The organism is Luteibacter sp. 22Crub2.1 (assembly GCF_900167995.1).
GTDB classification, from domain to species: domain Bacteria; phylum Pseudomonadota; class Gammaproteobacteria; order Xanthomonadales; family Rhodanobacteraceae; genus Luteibacter; species Luteibacter mycovicinus.
The window spans coordinates 1-20,554 of record NZ_FUYT01000007.1 but is presented as its reverse complement, the minus strand read 5'-3'; the positions used below and the strand labels follow the sequence as shown (position 1 = coordinate 20,554).

Annotated in this window: 21 protein-coding genes; 17 read left to right on the top strand and 4 right to left on the bottom strand. The window is 66.5% G+C overall.

Annotated features, from left to right (window positions below; genetic code table 11):
• The first annotated feature begins 107 nt into the window (after positions 1–107).
• The 3 genes from B5X73_RS08540 to B5X73_RS08530 are packed head-to-tail and all read left to right on the top strand — an operon-like array spanning position 108 to position 2,484.
• On the top strand, positions 108–353 hold the full coding sequence (locus tag B5X73_RS08540; RefSeq protein ID WP_036113574.1) for a FeoA family protein: 246 nt from the start codon (positions 108–110) through the stop codon (positions 351–353).
• The gene (feoB, locus tag B5X73_RS08535) at positions 350–2,197 is read left to right on the top strand and encodes a ferrous iron transport protein B (protein ID WP_079521348.1); all 1,848 of its coding nucleotides are present in this window, start codon (positions 350–352) and stop codon (positions 2,195–2,197) included. Before B5X73_RS08540 ends, feoB begins: the two co-directional genes overlap by 4 nt.
• Positions 2,194–2,484 carry a DUF6587 family protein gene (locus tag B5X73_RS08530; RefSeq protein WP_079521347.1) on the top strand — a complete coding sequence of 97 codons (291 nt, stop codon included), beginning with the start codon at positions 2,194–2,196 and terminating at the stop codon, positions 2,482–2,484. The genes feoB and B5X73_RS08530 overlap by 4 nt, the downstream gene beginning before the upstream one ends.
• Positions 2,485–2,515: 31 nt before the next feature.
• Here the strand turns inward: B5X73_RS08530 and B5X73_RS08525 are convergent, their stop codons facing one another.
• Positions 2,516–3,988 carry a phospholipase D-like domain-containing protein gene (locus B5X73_RS08525; protein WP_079521346.1) on the bottom strand — a complete coding sequence of 491 codons (1,473 nt, stop codon included), beginning with the start codon at positions 3,986–3,988 and terminating at the stop codon, positions 2,516–2,518.
• A gap of 135 nt (positions 3,989–4,123) precedes the next feature.
• On the opposite strand from B5X73_RS08525, the gene ispG reads away from it, so the two are divergent.
• Both ispG and B5X73_RS08515 read left to right on the top strand, forming a co-directional pair.
• Positions 4,124–5,383: a flavodoxin-dependent (E)-4-hydroxy-3-methylbut-2-enyl-diphosphate synthase gene (gene ispG, locus B5X73_RS08520; RefSeq protein WP_079521345.1), complete on the top strand. Its 1,260-nt coding sequence runs from the start codon at positions 4,124–4,126 to the stop codon at positions 5,381–5,383.
• Between the two features lie 65 nt (positions 5,384–5,448).
• Entirely contained in the window at positions 5,449–6,279 is an 831-nt protein-coding gene (locus tag B5X73_RS08515; RefSeq protein ID WP_079521344.1) for an aldo/keto reductase, read from the top strand.
• A 3-nt stretch (positions 6,280–6,282) separates the two neighbouring features.
• Here B5X73_RS08515 and B5X73_RS08510 read toward each other — a convergent pair whose 3' ends face one another.
• The gene (locus B5X73_RS08510; RefSeq protein WP_079521343.1) at positions 6,283–6,648 is read right to left on the bottom strand and encodes a hypothetical protein; all 366 of its coding nucleotides are present in this window, start codon (positions 6,646–6,648) and stop codon (positions 6,283–6,285) included.
• 112 nt (positions 6,649–6,760) lie between these two features.
• Here B5X73_RS08510 and B5X73_RS08505 point away from each other — a divergent pair, with 112 nt between their 5' ends.
• Both B5X73_RS08505 and B5X73_RS08500 read left to right on the top strand, forming a co-directional pair.
• Positions 6,761–7,192, top strand: coding sequence for a hypothetical protein (locus B5X73_RS08505; protein ID WP_079521342.1), 432 nt, complete (start codon positions 6,761–6,763; stop codon positions 7,190–7,192).
• A gap of 78 nt (positions 7,193–7,270) precedes the next feature.
• Positions 7,271–7,585 carry a hypothetical protein gene (locus B5X73_RS08500; protein ID WP_079521341.1) on the top strand — a complete coding sequence of 105 codons (315 nt, stop codon included), beginning with the start codon at positions 7,271–7,273 and terminating at the stop codon, positions 7,583–7,585.
• 20 nt (positions 7,586–7,605) lie between these two features.
• On the opposite strand, the gene B5X73_RS08495 is transcribed toward B5X73_RS08500, so the two are convergent.
• Complete coding sequence (locus B5X73_RS08495) at positions 7,606–8,319, bottom strand: YdcF family protein (RefSeq protein ID WP_079521340.1); 714 nt, start codon at positions 8,317–8,319, stop codon at positions 7,606–7,608.
• Positions 8,320–8,438: 119 nt separating this feature from the next.
• Between B5X73_RS08495 and B5X73_RS08490 the strand changes: the two genes are divergently transcribed.
• The 10 genes from B5X73_RS08490 to B5X73_RS08445 are packed head-to-tail and all read left to right on the top strand — an operon-like array spanning position 8,439 to position 19,727.
• Positions 8,439–9,062: an XrtA/PEP-CTERM system exopolysaccharide export protein gene (locus B5X73_RS08490; RefSeq protein WP_079521339.1), complete on the top strand. Its 624-nt coding sequence runs from the start codon at positions 8,439–8,441 to the stop codon at positions 9,060–9,062.
• Between the two features lie 11 nt (positions 9,063–9,073).
• Positions 9,074–10,603 carry an XrtA system polysaccharide chain length determinant gene (locus B5X73_RS08485; RefSeq protein ID WP_079521338.1) on the top strand — a complete coding sequence of 510 codons (1,530 nt, stop codon included), beginning with the start codon at positions 9,074–9,076 and terminating at the stop codon, positions 10,601–10,603.
• Positions 10,604–10,606: 3 nt separating this feature from the next.
• Entirely contained in the window at positions 10,607–11,371 is a 765-nt protein-coding gene (locus tag B5X73_RS08480) for a P-loop NTPase family protein (RefSeq protein WP_254857260.1), read from the top strand.
• 28 nt (positions 11,372–11,399) lie between these two features.
• Complete coding sequence (locus tag B5X73_RS08475; protein WP_079521337.1) at positions 11,400–12,764, top strand: outer membrane beta-barrel protein; 1,365 nt, start codon at positions 11,400–11,402, stop codon at positions 12,762–12,764.
• A 2-nt stretch (positions 12,765–12,766) separates the two neighbouring features.
• Positions 12,767–13,486 carry an alpha/beta hydrolase gene (locus B5X73_RS08470; RefSeq protein WP_176167788.1) on the top strand — a complete coding sequence of 240 codons (720 nt, stop codon included), beginning with the start codon at positions 12,767–12,769 and terminating at the stop codon, positions 13,484–13,486.
• Positions 13,486–14,319: an alpha/beta hydrolase family protein gene (locus B5X73_RS08465; protein ID WP_079521335.1), complete on the top strand. Its 834-nt coding sequence runs from the start codon at positions 13,486–13,488 to the stop codon at positions 14,317–14,319. Before B5X73_RS08470 ends, B5X73_RS08465 begins: the two co-directional genes overlap by 1 nt.
• Positions 14,316–15,320 (top strand): UDP-glucose 4-epimerase GalE, encoded by a 1,005-nt coding sequence (galE, locus tag B5X73_RS08460; protein WP_079521334.1) that lies wholly within the window; start codon positions 14,316–14,318, stop codon positions 15,318–15,320. Before B5X73_RS08465 ends, galE begins: the two co-directional genes overlap by 4 nt.
• A complete protein-coding gene (locus B5X73_RS21000) occupies positions 15,317–17,056 on the top strand; it encodes a hypothetical protein (RefSeq protein ID WP_176167787.1) in 1,740 nt (579 codons plus the stop codon). Before galE ends, B5X73_RS21000 begins: the two co-directional genes overlap by 4 nt.
• Positions 17,053–18,600: an oligosaccharide flippase family protein gene (locus B5X73_RS08450; protein WP_079521333.1), complete on the top strand. Its 1,548-nt coding sequence runs from the start codon at positions 17,053–17,055 to the stop codon at positions 18,598–18,600. Before B5X73_RS21000 ends, B5X73_RS08450 begins: the two co-directional genes overlap by 4 nt.
• The gene (locus tag B5X73_RS08445) at positions 18,597–19,727 is read left to right on the top strand and encodes a GNAT family N-acetyltransferase (RefSeq protein WP_079521332.1); all 1,131 of its coding nucleotides are present in this window, start codon (positions 18,597–18,599) and stop codon (positions 19,725–19,727) included. The genes B5X73_RS08450 and B5X73_RS08445 overlap by 4 nt, the downstream gene beginning before the upstream one ends.
• Before the next feature lie 97 nt (positions 19,728–19,824).
• Here the strand turns inward: B5X73_RS08445 and B5X73_RS08440 are convergent.
• Positions 19,825–20,554: IS3 family transposase (locus B5X73_RS08440; RefSeq protein WP_079519748.1), on the bottom strand; the 730-nt coding region annotated here is incomplete at its 5' end.

Here is a 20,554-nt window from a genome sequence, read left to right as displayed (position 1 = left end):
GGGGACTGAGGCGCAAGATCATAAACGCCTGACTCCCGATCCTGCGCATTGTGCAGCCTTCGCGCTAAAGGCATACAATGCGAACAGTTCTTATTTGAGTAATCCCAGTGCGCCTCTCCGACGCGCCGAAAGGTGCCAAAGCCGTGGTCCAGTCCGTCACCGATGCCCATCCCGCCGACCCCATCGCCCAGCGCCTGCGCGACCTGGGCTTCGTGTCCGGTGAGCCGGTGCGCCTCGTGGCGCGGGGCCCTCTCGGCGGAGACCCGCTGTTGATCCAGATCGGTTCGACCCGTTTCGCCTTGCGCCGTACCGAGGCCGAGCGCGTGATGATCGCCGTGGACGGTGCCGCATGAGCGCTTCCACAATGCGCATCGCCCTCGTGGGCAACCCCAACTGCGGCAAGACGGCGCTGTTCAACCAGCTCACCGGCGGTCGGCAGAAGGTGGCCAACTACGCCGGTGTGACCGTCGAGCGCAAGGAGGGGCGCTTCGTCGCACCTTCCGGTCGCACGCTGCATATCCTCGATTTGCCCGGCACGTACAGCTTCGATGCGACCAGCCCCGACGAGGCGATCACGCGCGACGTCTGCTATGGCCGTTATCCCGGTGAAGCGCCGCCGGATCTGATCGTCTGCGTGGCCGATGCCACCAACCTGCGCCTGCACCTGCGTTTCGTGCTCGAAGTGCGCCGCCTGGGTCGCCCCGTGGTGCTCGCACTCAACATGATGGACGCGGCGCGCCGTCGCGGCATGGTCATCGACGTGGACGCGCTATCGCGCCGGCTCGGCGTGCCCGTGGTCGAAACGGTCGCGATCAGGCGTGGTGGCGCACAGGCCCTGATCCAGCGCATCGACACCTCGGTGCCGGCGATCGAGCCGGCCGACATCGACAACGCCGGGATCGAGCAACTGCATGCCGAAGTGCGGTCCATTCTCGCCGATACGGTCACGTTGCCGCGAGATACCGCCGCCGTCGACGACGCGATCGACCGCTGGGTGCTGCACCCGGCGTTCGGTCTGCTGATTCTCGCCGGCCTGATGTTCATGATCTTCCAGGCGGTGTTCTCCTGGGCGCAGCCGGTCATGGATGGCATCCAGGCGGGCATCGCCGCGCTGGGCACGGCGGTGACGGGTTTCCTCCCCGAGGACAGCGCGTTGCACAGCCTGCTCAACGACGGTCTGTTCGCAGGGCTGGGCGCGGTGCTGGTGTTCCTGCCGCAGATCCTGATCCTGTTCCTCTTCATCCTCGTGCTGGAAGAATCGGGTTATCTGCCGCGCGCGGCCTTCCTTCTCGACCGCATGATGTTCCGCGTCGGCCTGACGGGCAGGGCGTTCATCCCGCTACTGTCGAGCTTCGCCTGCGCGATTCCCGGCATCATGGCCACGCGCAGTATTCAGGATCCGCGCGATCGCCTGACCACGATCCTCGTCGCGCCGCTGATGACCTGCTCGGCCCGCCTCCCGGTGTATACGCTGCTGATCGCCGCGTTCATCCCCGACCGGACGGTGTGGGGCATCTTCAACCTGCAGGGCGTGGTGCTTTTCACGCTGTACTTCGCGGGTATCTTCAGCGCCTTGCTGGTCGCCTTCGTGATCAAGCGCCTGCGCAAGGATCGCAGCGAGCACGCGCTGATCATGGAGTTGCCGTCTTACCGCCTGCCCAACGTGCGGGACATCGGCCTGGGTCTGTGGGAGCGCGCGCTGATCTTCCTCAAGCGCGTCGGCGGCATCATCCTCGCGCTCACCGTGTTGCTGTGGTTCCTCTCCAGTTTCCCCGGGCCGCCGGAAGGAGCGACGGGGCCCGCCATCGATTACAGCCTGGCCGGCCGCCTCGGCAGGCTGCTCGAATACGTGTTCGCACCGATCGGCTTCAACTGGCAGATCTGCATCGCGCTGGTGCCCGGCCTCGCCGCGCGCGAAGTGGCGGTGGCGGCACTCGGCACGGTGTATGCCATGTCGGGAAGCGACGATGCGGTCGCCTCGCAGCTCGGGCCCGTCATCGCGCACTCGTGGTCGCTGGCCACGGCGTTGTCGTTGCTCGCGTGGTACGTGTTCGCGCCGCAGTGCATGTCGACGCTGGCGGTCATCCGCCGCGAAACCAATTCCTGGCGCAACGTGGCGGTGGCCGCGGGCTATCTGTTCGGCCTGGCATATCTCGCTTCGCTCGCCACTTACCAGATCGCGAGGGCGCTTTCATGAGCACGTTCGAACTGTTTCAGGGCTTCGTTATCGGCGTGGCTGTCGCGGTCGCGGCGTATGTGGCGTTCCGCAAGCTGCTGCCGAAGACGTCGACGCGGGTGCTGGCGCGGGTGTCGGCATGGCTCAATCGCGACGGCAGGCCGGTGATGGTCCGGTCGCTGGGAAAGCGTGTGCAACCTGCCGCGGCGACCGGAAGTTGCGGGGACGGGTGCGGGGCGTGTGGGAGCTGTGGGCCTGTGGCGCCGAAGAGTGCGGCGCAGCCGCTGGAGTTCAGGCCGCGCGGCTGATCAGCTTGCCATGAGCGTCGACGATGGCTGGTCAATCGTCGTGCGGCGCTTCCGTGGCGGCCTTCGCCACGCGCTTGCGGCGCAGCGTCCACCAGCTCACTGAAAGATTGACGGTAAACCATGCGCCGATCAGAGCCAGCGGCCATGCGATCACCGCGGGCCAGAGGATGGCGACGAGGGTCAGCACCGCCGCCGCGATAAAGCCTGCCAGCAACGGCCCGGTTTCGGTATCGCCCAGCACGCGATGCTGCGAGATGGCCGCGCCCACGGTGTTGGCGATTCGCAGGGCCCCCGCGGCGGCGCGGCTCGAACTTCCACCACCGTGACGCGGCCTGGGCGGGTGCGGGGCACGGCTGCGGACGCGCTCGTTTCCGGAGCGGCGGCGCCTGGGATGCAGCAGGATCTCGGTCGCGTTCTCCAGGTCCTTCTCGTACTGCGCCTCCAGTTGCGTCGCGAAGCCGACGTCCTCGATAGCCACGTCGATCTCGCGGTTGCTCAGCCAGCTGGCGATGTTGAGATTGGACGAGCCCACGCGTGCCCAGCGGCCATCGGCCACGGCCGTCTTGGCGTGCAGCATCGTGCCGTTCCATTCGAAGACGCGGATGCCCGCCTTCAGCAGGGGGCGGTAGCCCGACCGCGACATGCCGGCGACCATGGGAATGTCGCTGGTGCCCGGCACGAGCAGCCTGACGTCGACACCGTCGCGAGCGGCGGCGGAGAGGGCCTGCACATAGGGCGCCACGCCGACGAAATAGGCGTCGGTGAGCCACAGCGTCTTCGTCGCCATCGCCGCGACCATCTGATCGAGGCGATACATGCCGGCCGTGCTGGGCTGGGTCGCGATGACGCGCAAGGACACCTCGCCGGCGTGGGTGGCGCCGGCGACAGGCGACAGCCGGGGGTCGTCGGGTAGCGGTTCGCCGGCTTCACGCCAGCTGTCCGCGAAGGCCTGTTCGATCTCGGCGACGGCGGGACCGCGCAGGGCGACGCCGGTGTCGCGCCACGGCGGCACGTCGTTGGCGGGATCGCCCAGCCATTTTTCGCTGAGACAGACGCCGGACAGGAAGCCGACTTCGCCGTCGACCACCAGAACCTTGCGATGGTCGCGGCTGATCCAGCCGAACGAGCTGCCCAGCTGCGGCGGGTTATAGATGCGTACCTGCCCACCGGCTTCACGCAGGGCCGCCCAGAACGACGAGCGTGACTGGCCGAGACAGCCGCCCCAGTCGCCGATCACCGCGACGAAGACGCCGGCCTTCGCGCGTTCGACCAGCGCGTCGCGGAAAGCCTGGCCGATCCGGTCGTCGCGGATGATGTAGTTCTCGAGGAAGATATGGCGCTTGGCGTTGGCGATGGCCTTGAGCCAGGCGTCGAAGTGAGCCTGGGCATCGATCAGCAGCTCGACGGCGTTCCCCCCGATGAGGGGCGCGCCGGCGCTGCGGCTGAGGGCCTGTTCGGCGAAGAGGCGGCTCGAGAAGCCGTGGGTGCGGTGACGTGCGTTCATGGGGGGCGAGTTTATCGGGCCGGAGGATGAGCAGGGGGTGAGGCGGGTCGAATCGCCGGCAGGCGAGGACGCCCACCGCCGGATTGCCGCAGCCAGTCGGATTCCAGTCACACCATTGCGCTAAAATGTTCCGCTATGACCGAAGACCTTCTCAGCCGCCCGCGTCCCGCGGAAGCCGGCGCCCGCCGTCCCAGCACCGGTGTTTCCGTCGACCGTATCCGGGTCGGCGGCGGCGCGCCCATCGTCGTCCAGTCGATGACCAACACGGACACCGAGGATGCCGTGTCCACGACCAGGCAGGTCGCGGAACTGGCCCGGGCCGGCTCCGAAATGGTCCGGATCACCGTGAACACGCCGGCCGCGGCCGCGGCCGTGCCGCGGATTCGCGAACGGCTGGACATGATGGGCGTGTCGGTCCCGCTGATCGGCGACTTCCATTACAACGGTCACCAGCTGCTCGAAGGCGAGCCGGCCTGCGCCGAGGCCCTGGCCAAGTACCGTATCAATCCGGGCAACGTCGGCTTCGGCAAGAAGAAGGACGCCCAGTTCGCCTCGATCATCCAGATGGCGATCCGCTACGACAAGCCGGTCCGCATCGGCGCCAACTGGGGTTCGCTCGACCAGAGCATGGTCGCGGCCCTGATGGACGAGAACGCCGGCCGCGCCGATCCCTGGGACGCCGGCCATGTCGCCCGTGAGGCGCTGATCCGCTCGGCGCTGGATTCCGCCGCCCGCGCCGAGGACCTCGGCCTGGCCCGCGACCGCATCATCCTGTCGTGCAAGGTCTCCGGCGTGCAGGAGCTGATCGCCGTCTATCGCGATCTCGCCCGCCGCGGCGATTACGCCCTGCACCTGGGCCTGACCGAGGCCGGCATGGGCTCGAAGGGGATCACAGCGTCCAGCGCCGCGCTGGGCGTGCTCCTGCAGGAAGGCATCGGCGACACCATCCGTATCTCGCTGACGCCGGAACCGGGCCAGTCGCGTACCGCCGAAGTCATCGTCGCGCAGGAACTCCTGCAGACGATGGGCCTGCGCGCGTTCACGCCGCTGGTCACGGCGTGTCCGGGTTGCGGCCGGACCACGAGCGAATTTTTCCAGGAACTGGCGAAGACCGTGCAGGCACATGTGCGCGAGCAGATGCCCGTGTGGCGCGTGAAGTACGACGGCGTCGAAAACCTCACCCTCGCCGTGATGGGTTGCATCGTCAACGGTCCCGGCGAATCCAAGCACGCCAATATCGGTATTTCGCTGCCAGGTAACGGCGAAGCTCCGTCCGCGCCGGTTTTCATCGACGGTGAAAAGGCCATGACCCTGCGCGGCGAACACATCGCCGACGAGTTCGTGGCCATCCTCGACAACTACGTCGAAACGCACTACGCCAGCCGCGGCGACTGACCCGTCACGCGTTGAATGCGGGGCCGCCGTCATGATATCGGGCGGTTCCCCGCAGGAGATGACGCATGACCTCTACCGTTCCGGTCCTCGACCTCAACGACGGCAACAAGGCACCGCAGCTGGGCTTCGGTGTCTTCCAGATTCCCGACGGCGAGACCGCCGACGCCGTATCCGCCGCGCTGGCGGCCGGCTATCGCTCGATCGATACCGCAGCCATCTACAAGAACGAAGCCGGCGTACGCCAGGGCATCGAACGCTCCGGCGTCGCCCGCGGCGATATCTTCCTGACCACCAAGCTCTGGAACTCGGAGCAGGGCTTCGATGCCACGCTCAAGGCCTTCGATGCGAGCATCGCTAAGCTCGGTACCGACTACGTCGACATGTATCTGATCCACTGGCCGACGCCGAAGCACGATCGCTACGTGGATACCTGGAAGGCGTTCATCCGTCTGCGCGAAGAAGGCCGCATCCGCTCGATCGGCGTGTCCAACTTTCAGCCCGCGCATCTGGAGCGCATCGTGAAGGAAACCGGTGTGGCGCCGGTGGTGAACCAGATCGAACTGCATCCGGATTTCGCCCAGCGCGATGTCGTCGCGGCGAACGCGAAGCACAACGTCATCACCGAAGCGTGGAGCCCGCTGGGTCAGGGCGGCGACTTGCTGAAGAACGAGACCCTCGTCTCGATCGGCAAGACGCATGGCAAGTCACCGGCCCAGGTGGTGCTGCGCTGGCACGTGCAACTCGGCCATATGGTGATTCCGAAGTCGGCGACGCCGGAGCGCATCACGTCGAACATCGATGTGTTCGACTTCGAGCTGTCGGCCGATGAGATGAAGTCCATCGCCGCGCTCGATGCGGGCAAGCGCATGGGCCCGGACCCCGACGAACTGAACTGAGCTTCAGTCCATCGTGACGTCGATCTCCAGCGGATAGGGGGTCGGCGTCTTCGGCGGTTTTGGCAGGGTCCAGGTGGCGAACTGCCCGGCAAAGCAGGTCGCCACCGTCGACTTCGGCCGTACGTCGACATCGCTGCTGCGCCCGTCCGCGGCCACGCGGGCCACCAGGGTGAAGGGGCGGCGGTCGGCCGCCGGCATATTGCTGGCGATGCAGCCCTTCAGCGCGTCCGTCGCGGGATTGCCGATGCTGTCCCACAGTCTGCCCTGCCAGAGTTTCCCTTCGACGTTGTTCTCGAGCATCTTCGCGGTATGGACACGCGTGTCGAAGGCGTTGTCGGTGGCCAGGGCGAGGGCAAGGGCAAGCAGCATTCCAGGTCTCCGAAGCGGGATCGTGGAAGCCTAACAGGGACGCGCGGGCTTCACACCGGAGGGGTTAGCGTGGATCTGTCACGCGCCGCTGTCGGCGCATCGAGGAAACGCCATGCGTCCGCGTCCCATGTTCCTGCTATCCCTGGTCTTCGCCGCCACGGCCGCCATGGCACAGACGGCGACGAATCCGCGCTCGTCGCAGACAGGGAATCCGGCCAGCGCGCCCGCTCCCAAACCGGTGACGGCACCCGCGTCGTCATCGGCGCCTCTGGTCGGCTCACCGGGCATGCTGCATCAGGCGAATCCCGCGGCTGCCGCGGTGCCTGCACGTTCGGAAGCGGGTGCGACGGAGCGCGGCTTGAACACCACCGGGGCTGCAGGCGCTGCCGCCAGCACGGATGGCGCGGCGACCGGCGTGACGCAGCGCGTTCAGCGTGCCAACGCCCATGGCGTCGATGCGCAGGGACATACGCTGGATGCGCACGGCAAGCCGGTCGGTCAGGCAGCCGTCCCGATGCCAGCTCCCGCGACCACCGTTCGTTGATCCGGCGAGGTCGCATGGACTTGCGCCGGTGCGTTACCATCCGGTGAATGCCGACCCATGCGAGGTACGCGAGTGAGGATGAAGCAGGCGATCGTCGTGACCGTCCTCGCCCTGGGGGTCGCCGGTTGTGCGGGCATGGCGTCGAAGGTCGCCCGGCTCGACGTGGGAATGCCCCGCGACGAGGTGCTGGATCGACTCGGCCCGGCCGATTCCGATCGCACGATCATCGGCTACGAGGTGATGAGCTGGCTGGACCGCCGTCCCGGCCGCTTCTCCTTCTCCCATAAGGACTACACCGTTGTGCTGAAGGACGGAAACGTCACCCAGTTCGGTCCGGGGCTCGTTCGTCGTGACAGCAAGACGTCACTGCAGATCGAGACAGGCGACCGCTGAGAGCGACGGACCGCTACGGGCTATATCCATTGGCGGCGTTCGTAGATCCATAAGGCCACATACTCGTGCAGAGCACGAGCGGTCAGGGTGAGCGCACCGCGCGTTGGAATCCATGGTGGCGCCGCGGCCAGCAAGGCATGACGATCGTCGGCGGCCACAGGCGTCACCTCGATACCCTCATGCCGGAAGCATCCGGCCGCCCGGCGCATATGAACCGCCGAGGTCACCAGTAACACATGGCGCAGCCCTTCGGCTTTGAGTATGGCGGCCGAGTTGCGCGCGTTCTCGTGCGTGTTCCGGCTGGTCGCTTCGATGCGCAGATCGCCATCCGGCATGCCCGAGTGTCCGAAACCCTGCGCGAGGTCCATCGCCTGGTCGCTGCCCGACACCAGCACCAGCGGTGCCCATCCGGCTCGCCATAACGACAGCCCCATGCCTGCCCGGGTCGTCGTGTGTGACCAGTCCCCGACCGGAAGCTTGCCGCCGCCAAGCACGACGATCGCATCGGCGTGCCGCGACGTCTCCGCTGCACCGGCCACCAGTCCATCGCGCAGACGCAAGGCCAGTGCCGGCGTCGCGGCCAGCCAGATCCACACCAGCGCGATCGCTGCGAGTGCGCACGCCGCACGCGGACGCCGACACAGCACGAACGCCGTCGAACACAGAGCCAGCAGCAACGCTTGCACGGCGGGATGGAGGAGGCGTGCGGCGATATCCATGTTGGACGCGATCATGGCGTAAAACGCCGAGGATCACCCGTCGGTCGAATGGCATAGGCGGGCTGTTGAATGGACGCGGCCCCCGGTTGAAATGACGATACGGACCGAGCGAAGTCACAGGGGTAGGTGTCCGTATGAAGCGTTGGAATCGCGTCGCCGCCGTCGCAGCCACTCTCTGGCTGACGGCCTGCGCCACCGGGGGAAGCAACCTTCCGCCACCGAAGATGGACGCGACCAGCCCGGTCGTCGCGTCCTATCTGATCGGCGTGGACGACCAGTTGCAGATCACCGTCTGGCATAACCCGGACCTGAGCGTCAGCGTGCCGGTCCGTCCCGACGGCAAGATCACCGTGCCGCTGGTCGGCGACATCGCCGCCGGTGGGCGTACGACCGATCAGGTCGGTGCGGAAATTCAGCAGAAGCTGGTGCAGTACATCCGCGATCCTCAGGTCGCCGTGATCCTTACCGCGCTGCGCAGCCATGAGTACCTGTCCCGTGTGCGGGTGACGGGCGCCGTGCGGAGCCCGATCTCCATGCCGTACCGGCAGGGCATGACAGTGCTGGATGCGGTACTCGCCGCCGGCGGCACCACCGAATTCGCGGCGCCCGATCGCACCGAGCTCTATCGGCACAACGAGGCCGGTGCCACCCAGGCATACGCCGTGCGGCTGGAAAAGATCCTGCAGCAGGGCGATCTGGCCAACAACTACCCGGTACAGCCCGGCGACGTGATCACCGTGCCGCAACGCGCGTTTTAAGGGGTACATCGATGAGCGGGGAACTCGTTCCTTTCGCGGGCATGCTGCCCGCACTGATCGGCGAGGCGCGCAGACGGCGCGTCGCGATGGGCGTCACCTTCGCGGTGATCGCGCTGGCCGCGCTGGGTATCGGTGCGGTATGGCCGAAAAAGTACGAAGCATCCACGACCATCCTCGCGCAGGACGCGAGCATCATCACGCCGCTGATGGAAGGCGCGGCGTCGGCGACGGCGAACAAGAACCGCGCCGGCATGGCACGCGACGTGATCTTCAGTCGCCGCGTGCTCGATGAGGTGTTGCGGACCGGCGGGTGGCTGGCCTCTTCACCGTCCCCCATCGAGCGCGACAGGCTCATCGAGAGCATCAAGGCACGCACGAAGATCGTCAACAACCGCGAGAATCTGATCACCATCAGCTATTTCGACTCCGACCCGCGGCGTGCCTTCGAGGTGACCCGTGCCTTCGGCCAGCTGTTCATCAGCGAGAGCCTGCTCTCCAAGCAGCGGGAAAGCCGCGACGCCTACGAGTTCATCAACAGCCAGGTCGAGGCCTATCGCGGCAAGCTCACCGACGCCGAGGACAAGCTGAAGGCGTATCGCGACACCAATGCCGATGCGCGTCCCGGTAGCGATATCGACACCAATTCCCGCATCAGCGCCCTGCGTACGCAGATCGAGAACAACCGCATGGACGCGATGCAGAAGCAGTCCCAGGCCGCGGCGCTGAATGCGCAACTCAGCGGCGAGTCCGAGGTCAACGCCGTGCAGACCGTCGGTGGCATCTACCAGGCCCAGCTGGCCGAGATGCAGTCGCAGCTCGACAAGCTCCTGCTCACCTATACGGACTCCTACCCGGACGTCGTCCGCCTGCGTCACCAGATCGAGGATGTGCGGACGCAGATGCAGAGCGCCGATGCAAGCCGTGCGGTGGGTGGCGGCACGGTCGACCGGATGGTCACCATGAATCCGGTCAACCAGCAGATGCGCGTGCAGCTGGCGACGATCCGCAGCGATGCCGCCGCCGCCTCGGCCCGGGTGAGCGCCAGCGAGTCGATGCTTCAGTCCGAGCTGGAGCGCAGCAAGCGCATCGCCAACTCGGAAAACGTGACCGCCGAGCTGACGCGCGACTACACGGTCAATCGCGACGTCTATCAGGATCTGCTCAAGCGGCGCGAGAACGCGCGCGTCTCCATGAATCTCGACGCCGAGCAGCGCGGACTGACCTTTCAGGTGCAGGACCCGGCCGTGTTGCCACTGGTGCCGTCGGGCCTGCGTTTCATGCACTTCGGTCTGGCGGGTGTCGCCTTGTCGCTGGCGGTTCCGTTCGGTCTGCTGTTCGCGGTGGCGCGTTTCGATCCCCGCGTGCGTTCGGTCGGCCAGCTCGAGCGGGCCACGGGCTTTCCCGTGCTGGCCACCATTCCGTTCTATCCCACGCCGCGCGACCGCCGCCGTGAGCACCTGCAGAACATGCTGCTGGCGCTCATCGTCACCGGCGTCGGTGCCGTCTACCTGCTGCTGTTCTGGTTGAGGATGAAGGGCTGACTCATGAACAAACTGGCCGCCGAACCGATCGAACCCGGGCATGCCGAGCACCCGCACGTCGACCCGCGTGCCACGCCGGGTCACTCCATAGCGCGCATGCGCGAGGCGGACGGGGCGCTGGCGCCGATCGACTGCGAGCGCAAACGCCTCATCCATCGCGAGGAGTCCGTCCGACAGCAGTCGGATGCCTTCCGGGGCATCCGCACGCGGTTGCTGGAAATGGCGGGCGAAAACAACTTCATCACCCTGGTCGTCGCGGTGAGCCCGCGGTCGGGTGCGAGCTTCGTGACGCGCAACCTGGCCACCGCGTTCGCTTTCGACGAGTCGAAGACGAGCCTGCTGGTCGACTGCAACCTGCGCTACCCGAATCAGCACAAGGCGTTCGGTATCGAGCCACGCACGGGCGGTCTTATCGATTTCCTCGAACATCCGTCGCGCGGCATCGCTTCGATCATGTATCCGACCGGCGTGCCGCGGATGCGCCTGATTCCCGCCGGCAGGTCGCGCGAGAACAGCGGCGAATACTTCTCGTCGTTCCGCATGCGCGCCGTGCTGGACTCGCTGCGTTGTCGCTACAGCGACCGCTACCTGTTCCTGGACGGTCCGTCGGTCAGGGGTTCACCCGACGCGCGCATCCTGGCCGACCTCGCCGACTTCGTGGTGGTGGTCGCGGGCTACGGACGCGATACGCCCGCGGCGATCAATCAGGCGGTGGCGAATTTCGATCCGGCCAAGCTGGCGGGCGTCGTCTTCAATCAGTCGCCGTGACGTGGACCGAAGGGCAGGGGGAGGGATCATGCCGGCATCGACCAGGCTCGCGCAGGCCATCGTGATCGGACTCACGGTCGCACCGACGGCGGTGCTTGCCGGGACCTTCGATTACACCCTGTATGGCGGGATCGAGCACAGCAACAACATCGCCTTGTCGTCGGACCGGCCCCTGAGCGAGAACGTGCTGACGCCCGGAGGGACATTCCAGTTCACGCAGCTGGGTTCGACGTTTCAGGCCAACGTGGCGGGAACCTTCGAACACCGTAAGTATCTCGAAAACCACTTCGATTCGCAGACGCAGACACAGTTCGGCGCGCAGGCCAACTGGACGATCGCTCCGGAGCGGCTGGATTTTTCGGTCGAGGACTACGCGGGCGTGCAGCCGGTGGATCAGCTGTCGGCCGACTCGCCCGACAACCAGCAGCAGACCAACGTGATCGTGCTCGGCCCTACGCTGCGCATGCGCTTCGGCGATGCGGCGCGCGGTCAGTTCGAATTGCGGTATATCAACAGCTACGCATCGAAAGTGGATGAATTCGATTCGTCCCGCGGCATGGCGGCTTTTCGTGTCTATCGCGATCTGAGCCCGACCGATCAGCTATCCGGCAACGTGGAGTTTCAGCGGGTCGGTTTCACCCATCAGCCGAGCACGGCCGACTACGATCGCAAAGAGGCCTTCGTGCGTTACACGAGCACGCTGGCGCATTTCGATGCGGACGTGCTGGTAGGCGGGACGCGACTGTCGTTCGACCAGGGACGCAGCACGTCGGCTCCCGTCGTACGCCTGCAGGTCGGCTGGCAGCCGACCCTGCGCAACGCGCTGACCGTGGCGGGCGCTTATCAATATGCGGACGCCGCGCAGGATCTGATCACGACGCCGGGTGCCTACGGTGCGGGCCTGACCGCCGACCGCGCCGAAGCGATCGATCCGTTCGCCAACACGGGCGGACTGGGAAGGGGGGCGACCGGCACGGGCATCGGCGTGGGCAGCGCGGTGATCGGCTCGGAGGTGTACAAGGAGCGCCGTCTCGAAGCGACCTGGAACTGGCGCGGTGAGCGGCTGACCATGACGGTGTCGCCGGCCCTGAACAAGCTGAGTTATCTGGACGACCCCACCTTCGATCAGACGGGACGCGGGCTGAGCGTGGGTATCGGCTACCGGCTCAACCCCACGCTGACGCTCTCGGGCTTCGCCACCTATGACCGCGTCACCTACGACACGCTCAGCCGTAAGGACAACACGGTCCGGCTGGGCCTGGATCTGGGCAAACAGATCAATCGGCACTGGAGCTGGCACGCCTCCGTCGCACGCGAGCGGCGTACGAGCGACGCCGTGGGCCAGAGCTATCGCGAGGCGGAATTCTTCATCGGCGTGGTCTACCGGAGATGAGCATGCATGGCGACCTCGACCTGCCGTTCTTTTTCGGTGCCGACGACGGCCTGTTCGGCATGTATCACGCGGGTACGCCGACGGCGCGTCGCGCGTTGCTGATGTGCCCCTCGCTGGGGCAGGACCTGATCCGCTGCCATCGCCTGTATCGTCAGCTCGCGCAAGCGCTGGCGATGCAGGGAGTCCCCGTGTTGCGCTTCGACTACCACGGTACCGGCGACGCCGCTGGCGGCAGTGGCGAGGTGGACTGGTCGCGCTGCGTCGAGGACACCGTGACGGCCGCCGCGGAGTTGCGCAGACGCGCCGGTATCGATCGCGTCGTCGCCTTCGGTGCACGGCTGGGTGGCAGCATCGCCATGGCCGCGGCGGGTCGGGCCGGTTTCACGGAAGTCATCGCATGGGATCCCGTGCTCGATGGAGGCGATCACGTGGCGGCGCTGGACGCCATGCAGGCCGCCCTGCGCGAGGACGGCGAGCGCTTTACGCGACCGCGCAGCCACGCCGATGTGGCTGAGCAATGGCTGGGCTTCGACATCGGCGACAGCTTGCGGCGTCAGCTCGGCGCGTTACGCGTCGCCACGCCGGCCGTGCCTACGCTCGTGCTGGATGCGCAGTCGCTGGGTCAGTCCACCCCATGGAACGACTTGCGGCGACTCGAGACCGCGATCCTGTCGCAGCCGCTCATCCAGGCGGTCACCGGTCGCCTGAAGGAGGTCGCGTGATGCGTGAGGAAGCTCATCGATTCGGTCGTGCACGGCACCTGGTCGGTATCGCGGGTGTGCCGGAAGGCGCGCGCGGAGAGACCGGGGTCATCGTGCTGAACGCGGGACTGGTGCATCGCATCGGTCCCTTCCGGCTGCACGTGGAACTGACCCGCCAGCTCAACGCGGCTGGCTACCCGACACTTCGATTCGACATGTCGACGCTTGGCGACAGCGGTGCCACGGGCGGCGGCATGACCCGTACCCAGCAGGTCTGCGCGGATCTCGACGACGCGATGGTTCTGATGAAAAACCGGGCGGGTTGCGAGCGTTTCGTGCTGGTTGGCCTGTGTTCGGGCGCGCAGAACGCACATGTCGTGGCATCGACCGATCCGCGTGTCTCGGGAGCGGTATTCCTCGACGGATACGCGTATCGCACGCTCGGCTACAAGCTTCGTCACTACCTGCCGCGTGTGGCGGATCCCGGCCGCTGGACGCGCTGGCTGCGCGGGCGTCCGGGTGGCGGGGGTACCGACAAGGCGGCACCCGAGCCCGTGTTCGCGGTGGCACCCGCGCCCCGCGATCAGGTGATCGCCGATTTCACCGGCATGGTGGGGCGGGGCATGAAGCTCTACCTCGTCTACTCGGGTGGCATCAGCAACTATTTCAATCACGCGCGTCAGTTCCGCGAGTGCTTTGGCAAGGTGATGAGCCATCCGTCGGTCACCACGCGGTACCTGGCCGAGACCGACCACACGTACATCCTCACCGGCGACCGCGCCCGTCTGCTCGACGGCATCGGCGGCTGGCTCGCCCGCAACTTCCCACCGGCCACGGCCGGGAGGTCTCCATGAATACGGTCCTGGTCACCGGCGGTGCCGGTTATATCGGCAGCCACACGGTGCAGCAGCTGGTCGCGCGGGGCGACCGGGTCGTCGTGATCGACAACCTCTCCACGGGATTCCGCGAGGCCGTGCGCGGCGCGTCCCTGGTCGAAGGCGATGTGGGCGACGGCGACCTCGTCTCGCGGGTTCTGGAAGCGCATCGCGTCGATGCGGTCCTGCACTTCGCGGCACATACGGTGGTGCCGGAGTCGGTCAGCGATCCGCTGAAGTACTACGGCAACAACACCTGCAATACCCGCAACCTGCTGGCGGCGTGTGCGGCGGCCGGCGTGGACAAGTTCATCTTTTCGTCGACGGCGGCGGTCTACGGTGCCACGGAAGCCGGCGTCGCCGATGAAACGACGCCGACGTGTCCCGCCAATCCTTACGGCACATCGAAGCTGATGTCCGAAACGATGTTGCGCGACTGGTGCGCAACGGGAGCGATGCGGCACGTCATCCTGCGCTACTTCAATGTCGCCGGTTGCGACCCGCTCGGACGCATCGGCCACAGCACTCCGCTGGCCACGTTGCTGATCAAAGTGGCGTGCGAACACGCCGTGGGCAAGCGTCAGTGCGTGTCCATCTACGGCACCGACTACGACACGCCGGACGGCACGGGCGTGCGTGACTACATCCACGTCGACGATCTGGCCGCCGCTCATCTGAGCGCGCTGGATCATCTGCGCGACGGTGGCGATTCACTCACCCTGAACTGCGGCTACGGGCACGGCTACAGCGTGCGCGAGGTCGTCGATGCCGTGGCGCGCGCGGGCGGCCATGCGCTCAACGTGCTGGAACTGCCGCGCCGGCCCGGAGACATCGGCAAGCTCATCGCGTGCAGCGACCGGCTGCGCGACGTGCTCGGCTGGCGACCGCGCCACGACGATCTCGACTTCATCGTCCGTACCGCCCTGGACTGGGAGTACCGCCTGGCGGGGTTGCACGCGCCTGTCGCGTCGGTCGCATGAACGCACGTTCCTTCCAGCGTCGGCGCGGCTGGCACGGGGTCGTGCGCGAGACACGGCGGGCGACGCCGGGCGCATCTCAAGCGATGTCCCGCCACGTGCTCATCGTCATCGGCCTTCTGCTTGCCGCCGTCGCGGCGGGCCTGTCACCCGTCAGCGGCGCGTCACCCGCTCCGGCAGGAGCGACCCTGGTCGCGAAACAACCCGGCCCCGGTACCCAGCAAATCACGGTAACCCGCCGCACTTCCGACACGACCCCCGTCCAGGTCACCGTAGGCATCCCTTTCCCACCCGGCACCCTCCGCGACCCCAGGCTTCTTCGCATCGTCGACGTCAAAGGCAATGAAGTCCCCGCATCCGTCGTCCCGACCCTCCAGTGGCACACCGGCGCCGGCGGCATCCGCGCCGTCCGCGTCCAGTTCCGCGCCACCGCCGGGATTTATCGCTTCGAACTCGGCACACCTCGCGCGATGGATGCTCCCGGCTGGCCCTACGCGCAAGGCCTGATCGACGACAGGCCCAAAGCGATCGCCGCGCTCACGCCCGAATGGCTCACCGCCTCACTGATCGCCGGCCCGCAGTCGGTGGCCGCCCGCGACGAAGCCTACGCGCGCTACGTGGATGCGCAGTTCCGCTGGGCGAAGGAACTCCCGGTCAAGGACAGCACCGCCTGGCTCTTCGACCGGCCTTCCACATTGTTCAAAGCGTACGTGCGCACCGGCCGCGCCGATTATCTCGAGGCGGCCGAGGCGAGCTATCGCTGGTACATGGCGGGCATCAAGCGTGACGGCGTTCCAGTCAGCCCGTCATGCGCCGGGGGATGGCTGCCCGACGGCAAACCGTGCGACGTGAAGTACGTCTATATCGAACCCATCCTGCTCGCGGTCGCGCTGAGCGGAGACGACTCGATGCACGACGCCGCCCTAGTCGGCAAGATGGCCGACCTCTGGCACAGCGGCGGCTGGAACGGACCGCCAGGTCCATACCGGCACCCGACTGACTACTTCACCGAGCGACTTGCCGGCCTGGGTCTCATCGAGACCGTTGCCGCGTACGAGCTCACGGGCGATGCACGTTATCGCGATCGCGTACTCGCTCGCGTCGGCTGGCTCGACGAGCAGCAACGACATAACCCCGACGGGCTCGGCGACGACGGCTCCTGGCGCAACAGCTGGAACGTGCATGAAAACGATCCCGACGGTGCCGATGACGTACGCGGTGCCTCGCCCTGGATGAGCGAGAACATCGTGGACGGTCTCTGGCATGCATGGCTGGCGACGCAGGATCCGCGCATCCCCGCGATGATCACCGCCTTCGGGCGTTACCTCGAACGCTACGGGTGGATCGACCCGGCGTTGCTCGTGCATCCGCATGACTGGCGCAACGAATGCTCGGGGCCGGGCGGGCAGATCGCCTGGTACTGGTCGTCATCGAAGGCGACACCGGCAGCCCTGATGAAGATCCAGGAGTCGGAAGGCTGGTACAGCGACGGGCACAACGTCGAACTAGGCCTCCCCGTCGCGGCCGCCTACTACTTCGAGACGGATCCGGCGCAGGCCGCGCTGCTGAAGAAGCGGTTTGCCGCCTTGTCGTCATCCTACGCACCGGCATGCGCCGCCATTTCGGACACGTTACGCCGGTTCAACTGGAACAACCGCGGTGCGGGGGTGGCGCAGTGGATGATGCGCCAGCCGGCGGGTGCGGGGCTGACCGACTCGCTTGCACGGACGTCGCCATGACCCGCCGCCTCGATGTCCTGCGCAGCGTGGGCATCGTCACGGTGTCCACGTACATCGAGTACGCGCTCGGGCTGCTGATGAGTGTGTGGATCGCACGCGCCCTGGGTCCGGGCGACTTCGGCCGCTATGCGTTTACCGTGTGGCTGTGTGGCTGGCTGATCGTCTGCTCCAACCACGCGCTGACCACGTCATCGACCAAGTTCATCGCCGAGGCGGATGGCATGGGCGACCCCGGGCTCGCGTCCAGTCTCGCGGCGCGCTTTTCACGCATCCAGACGTGGAGTTCGGCGAGCGTCATCGGTCTGTTCCTCGTGATCGGCTGGTTGTTCCGGCCCGCCGAGTGGGATGCGTCCCTTCTACCGATCATGGCGCTGGTCGTCGTGGCCGTGGTCGCCAAGGCCAACTACGCGATGCTGGTGGCCATCGGCAAAGGACAGGAACGCTTCGAGCCCGAAGCGGTGGCGACGGTGATCGGCGGCATCCTGGGGATGTCGCTCGTGCTTGCGGCCATGCTCATGCATGCCGACCTGCTATCGTTTGTCGCGCTGTTCGCGGTGGCGTGCCTGATCCTCAACCTGGTCAACCGGCTGGTCTACCGCCGTTATTGCCGGGATTTCGCTTCCGGACCGATTCCTCCCACGCTGAATGCGCGGGTGAACCGCCACCTGAAACTCACGGCCGTGCTGGTGCTGATGGGCTCGTTTCGTGTGGGAACGATCGAGATCTTTCTGCTCAACACGTTCTCGGGATCGGTCGCGGTGGGTTACTTCGCGATTGCGGGCACGCTGACGCGCGGCGCGGTGCAGTTGTTCTCGGTCGGGCTCACGTCGACGCTGCTTCCCTACATGGCCAAGTCGTACGGGGAGAGCGGCAGTGCGCGCGCGGCGCGTTTTCTTGCCGAGGCGACGCGGTTCTACTGGGCGGTGGGCATCGCCATCGCCGGGCTCGGCCTCGTCACGACGCCCGAGATCGTGCGCCTCATGTACGGCACGCGCTACCTCGATGCGATTCCCGCGATCGAGGCCACGCTGGTGCTGGGTGGGCTGCTGTTGATCGGCAACGGTATCGCGGCCTTTCAGACCGTGGTGGACCGACAGGATGACCGTGTACGCATCGCCACCGTGGCGCTCGTCGCCAACGCGGTTCTCGGTGTGGCGCTGATCCCCGTTATCGGGCTATCCGGCGCAGTCGTGACTTACGCGGGGACACGTGTCGTCGAGATGGTGCTTGCGGTGCACTACCTGCGCAAGGCGACCAGCGGCGCGCTGCCGGTGGCGGCCATGGCCCGTCTGTTCGCCGTGGGCAGCGTGGCGACGCTGGCGGCATGGGCGACCACCGCCGCTATACCGTCACGTGTCGGCTTCCTCGGCGGCTGCGCCGTGTTCGTTGTGCTCTACGTGCCGGGTAGCGTCCTGGTCCGTTACTGGACCGGAGACGACGTGCAGCTGATGGCCGGCATCGGCCGAGGCCTCGGTCGGCCGGGTCGCTGGTTGATCCGTGCCCTCGAATTCATCCCGCCGGCAGTGTCCAAGGCCAGCCCATGAGTTACGTCTGTTGCATCGTACGTTCCCTCGAGACCTTGCGCGGCTACCGCGATGAACTGGCCCGCGTCGCTGAACGGCCCGGCGCGGCCAGCGGTATCGTGCAGCATCCGGACTGGATCGCGTATGAGGTCGAGAGTCGCCAGGATGGCACCGTGCCGTACGTGATCGTGGTGCGCGATGCCGGGGGGAGGGTGGTCGGCTATGCACCTTTGCTTGCGATCGAACACACGGCGCGGCTGGATCTCGCGGGGCGGCGTGTGCGCCTCTATCGCGGGGCCGCGTTGCGATTGCTTGGGTCTGGCGTCGTCGCCGGGGAGGCCGAGCGCGGTGTCGTCAGCGTCGCCGTGTCACGCCAGCTGGCGGGCGACAGCAGCGTCCGTGTGGTGCGCGTGCAGGAGGCGGACCTGCCCAATCCGTTTGCGGAGTCACTAGCTCGCGGCGGCTTTCGTACGGTGGCTGCGCATCTGCTGGACCAGGTGCACTGGTCGATCGATCCGCAGGTCTCGTCGGAAGCGTGGCTCTCGGCGATGGACAAGAAGAAGCGGACGGATCTGACCCAGCGTGTGGGCCGCGCCTATCGGAAGCTCGGCGGCGACGCGGCCTTGCGCACGTTCGACCGGCCCGAAGACATGCCCGAATACTGTCGCCTGATGAACGAGGTGTACGCGAAGACCTGGCACCATGCCGACCTGCCGATGGACTGGGAGGCGCCTGAGCGGGTCGCGCTGTTCGGAAGGCTCGCTGCCGCCGGGCAATTGATCGGTCATGTCGTGCTGCGCGACGGCAGACCGCTGGCCTACGTCCACGGTTATCGCCTCGGGGGAACCTACCTCGTCGACGACCTTGGCTATGACGAAGAGGTGGCGAAGGTCGGCATCGGGTCGGTGGCCGTGTTTCAGGCCGTGCGGGCGCTGCTCGATCGTTTCCCCGGCGAGCGGATCAGCTTCGGCTACGGAGATAACCAGTACAAGCGACTGCTGGCGACGCGCGCGGAGGCTTGCGGCTCGTTGTACGCCGTGCGCGCGACCCGTGCGACGGCGGGCTTCCGGATGTATGCGCCGGTGCGATGGATTTACCGGGGACTGCATCGCGTTCGCTCGGATCTGCGGGCACGCCGCAAGGGCTGAATTGGGCAGGCTTGCGATGCTGGCATAGGTGCCAGTGGTCGGCGGCCGGCCCGTTGGCGATTCCGCATCTGTAATGACCCACCACTTCCTGCACAGGTCACGCCGCTAACGCATATGCCTCAGCGGGTGTTTTCATCTTCAGCGCCTGATGGGGTCGCTGATGGTTGTAGAAGTGGATCCAGTCGCCAATCGTGCGCATCGCATGGGTCAGGCTTTCGAAGCGATGTCGGTGCACGCACTGCTCCTTCAAGGTGCGGATGACCCGCTCGACCATGCCGTTCTGCTGCGGGCAATGCGGCGTGATGAACTCTTGCTGCAAGCCATAGCTGCGGACCAGGTTGGTGTATTTTCGGCTGGTAAAAACCAAGCCGTTGTCCGACCGAAGAAGGAAGGGCGCGTTGACCTTGCCCAAGGTGCCGAAGCGGCTGATCAGGGCTTGCTCCAGCGCACCGGCGGCCGTGCTGGCCTTCCCACTGCGCGACAAATGCCAGCCAAGAAGTTCGCGGGTATGGCAATCGATGACCAACGCCAAGCTGAGCCAGCCGTCCTTGCCACCCCAGACCCGGCACAGATCCGTCGACCAGCGCTCGTCCGGCCGGGTGGCGACCGAGGGCAGTGCCTGGATACGTGGACGCTGGCCAATCGGCCGTTTGCGCACCTGCCAGCCCTTGAGCTGAAAGATGCGCTGGACCGTGTTCTTGTTCATGCCAAGCAGGCCTGCGACGGTCCGATAGCCGAACGACGGCTCCGCTTCGATAAGGGCTTTCACGGGTGCGGCGATCGCCTCCTGGATCTTCGGAGGCGCCTTGACCGAACGGTAATAGACC

Bases quoted from the DNA above. Each gene is read 5' to 3' on its own strand.
- feoB (WP_079521348.1), top strand. From the start codon at position 350: ATGAGCGCTTCCACAATGCGCATCGCCCTCGTGGGCAACCCCAACTGC.
- B5X73_RS08530 (WP_079521347.1), top strand. From the start codon at position 2,194: ATGAGCACGTTCGAACTGTTTCAGGGCTTCGTTATCGGCGTGGCTGTC.
- B5X73_RS08525 (WP_079521346.1), bottom strand. From the start codon at position 3,988: ATGAACGCACGTCACCGCACCCACGGCTTCTCGAGCCGCCTCTTCGCC.
- ispG (WP_079521345.1), top strand. From the start codon at position 4,124: ATGACCGAAGACCTTCTCAGCCGCCCGCGTCCCGCGGAAGCCGGCGCC.
- B5X73_RS08515 (WP_079521344.1), top strand. From the start codon at position 5,449: ATGACCTCTACCGTTCCGGTCCTCGACCTCAACGACGGCAACAAGGCA.
- B5X73_RS08510 (WP_079521343.1), bottom strand. From the start codon at position 6,648: ATGCTGCTTGCCCTTGCCCTCGCCCTGGCCACCGACAACGCCTTCGAC.
- B5X73_RS08505 (WP_079521342.1), top strand. From the start codon at position 6,761: ATGCGTCCGCGTCCCATGTTCCTGCTATCCCTGGTCTTCGCCGCCACG.
- B5X73_RS08500 (WP_079521341.1), top strand. From the start codon at position 7,271: ATGAAGCAGGCGATCGTCGTGACCGTCCTCGCCCTGGGGGTCGCCGGT.
- B5X73_RS08495 (WP_079521340.1), bottom strand. From the start codon at position 8,319: ATGATCGCGTCCAACATGGATATCGCCGCACGCCTCCTCCATCCCGCC.
- B5X73_RS08490 (WP_079521339.1), top strand. From the start codon at position 8,439: ATGAAGCGTTGGAATCGCGTCGCCGCCGTCGCAGCCACTCTCTGGCTG.
- B5X73_RS08485 (WP_079521338.1), top strand. From the start codon at position 9,074: ATGAGCGGGGAACTCGTTCCTTTCGCGGGCATGCTGCCCGCACTGATC.
- B5X73_RS08480 (WP_254857260.1), top strand. From the start codon at position 10,607: ATGAACAAACTGGCCGCCGAACCGATCGAACCCGGGCATGCCGAGCAC.
- B5X73_RS08475 (WP_079521337.1), top strand. From the start codon at position 11,400: ATGCCGGCATCGACCAGGCTCGCGCAGGCCATCGTGATCGGACTCACG.
- B5X73_RS08470 (WP_176167788.1), top strand. From the start codon at position 12,767: ATGCATGGCGACCTCGACCTGCCGTTCTTTTTCGGTGCCGACGACGGC.
- B5X73_RS08465 (WP_079521335.1), top strand. From the start codon at position 13,486: ATGCGTGAGGAAGCTCATCGATTCGGTCGTGCACGGCACCTGGTCGGT.
- galE (WP_079521334.1), top strand. From the start codon at position 14,316: ATGAATACGGTCCTGGTCACCGGCGGTGCCGGTTATATCGGCAGCCAC.
- B5X73_RS21000 (WP_176167787.1), top strand. From the start codon at position 15,317: ATGAACGCACGTTCCTTCCAGCGTCGGCGCGGCTGGCACGGGGTCGTG.
- B5X73_RS08450 (WP_079521333.1), top strand. From the start codon at position 17,053: ATGACCCGCCGCCTCGATGTCCTGCGCAGCGTGGGCATCGTCACGGTG.
- B5X73_RS08445 (WP_079521332.1), top strand. From the start codon at position 18,597: ATGAGTTACGTCTGTTGCATCGTACGTTCCCTCGAGACCTTGCGCGGC.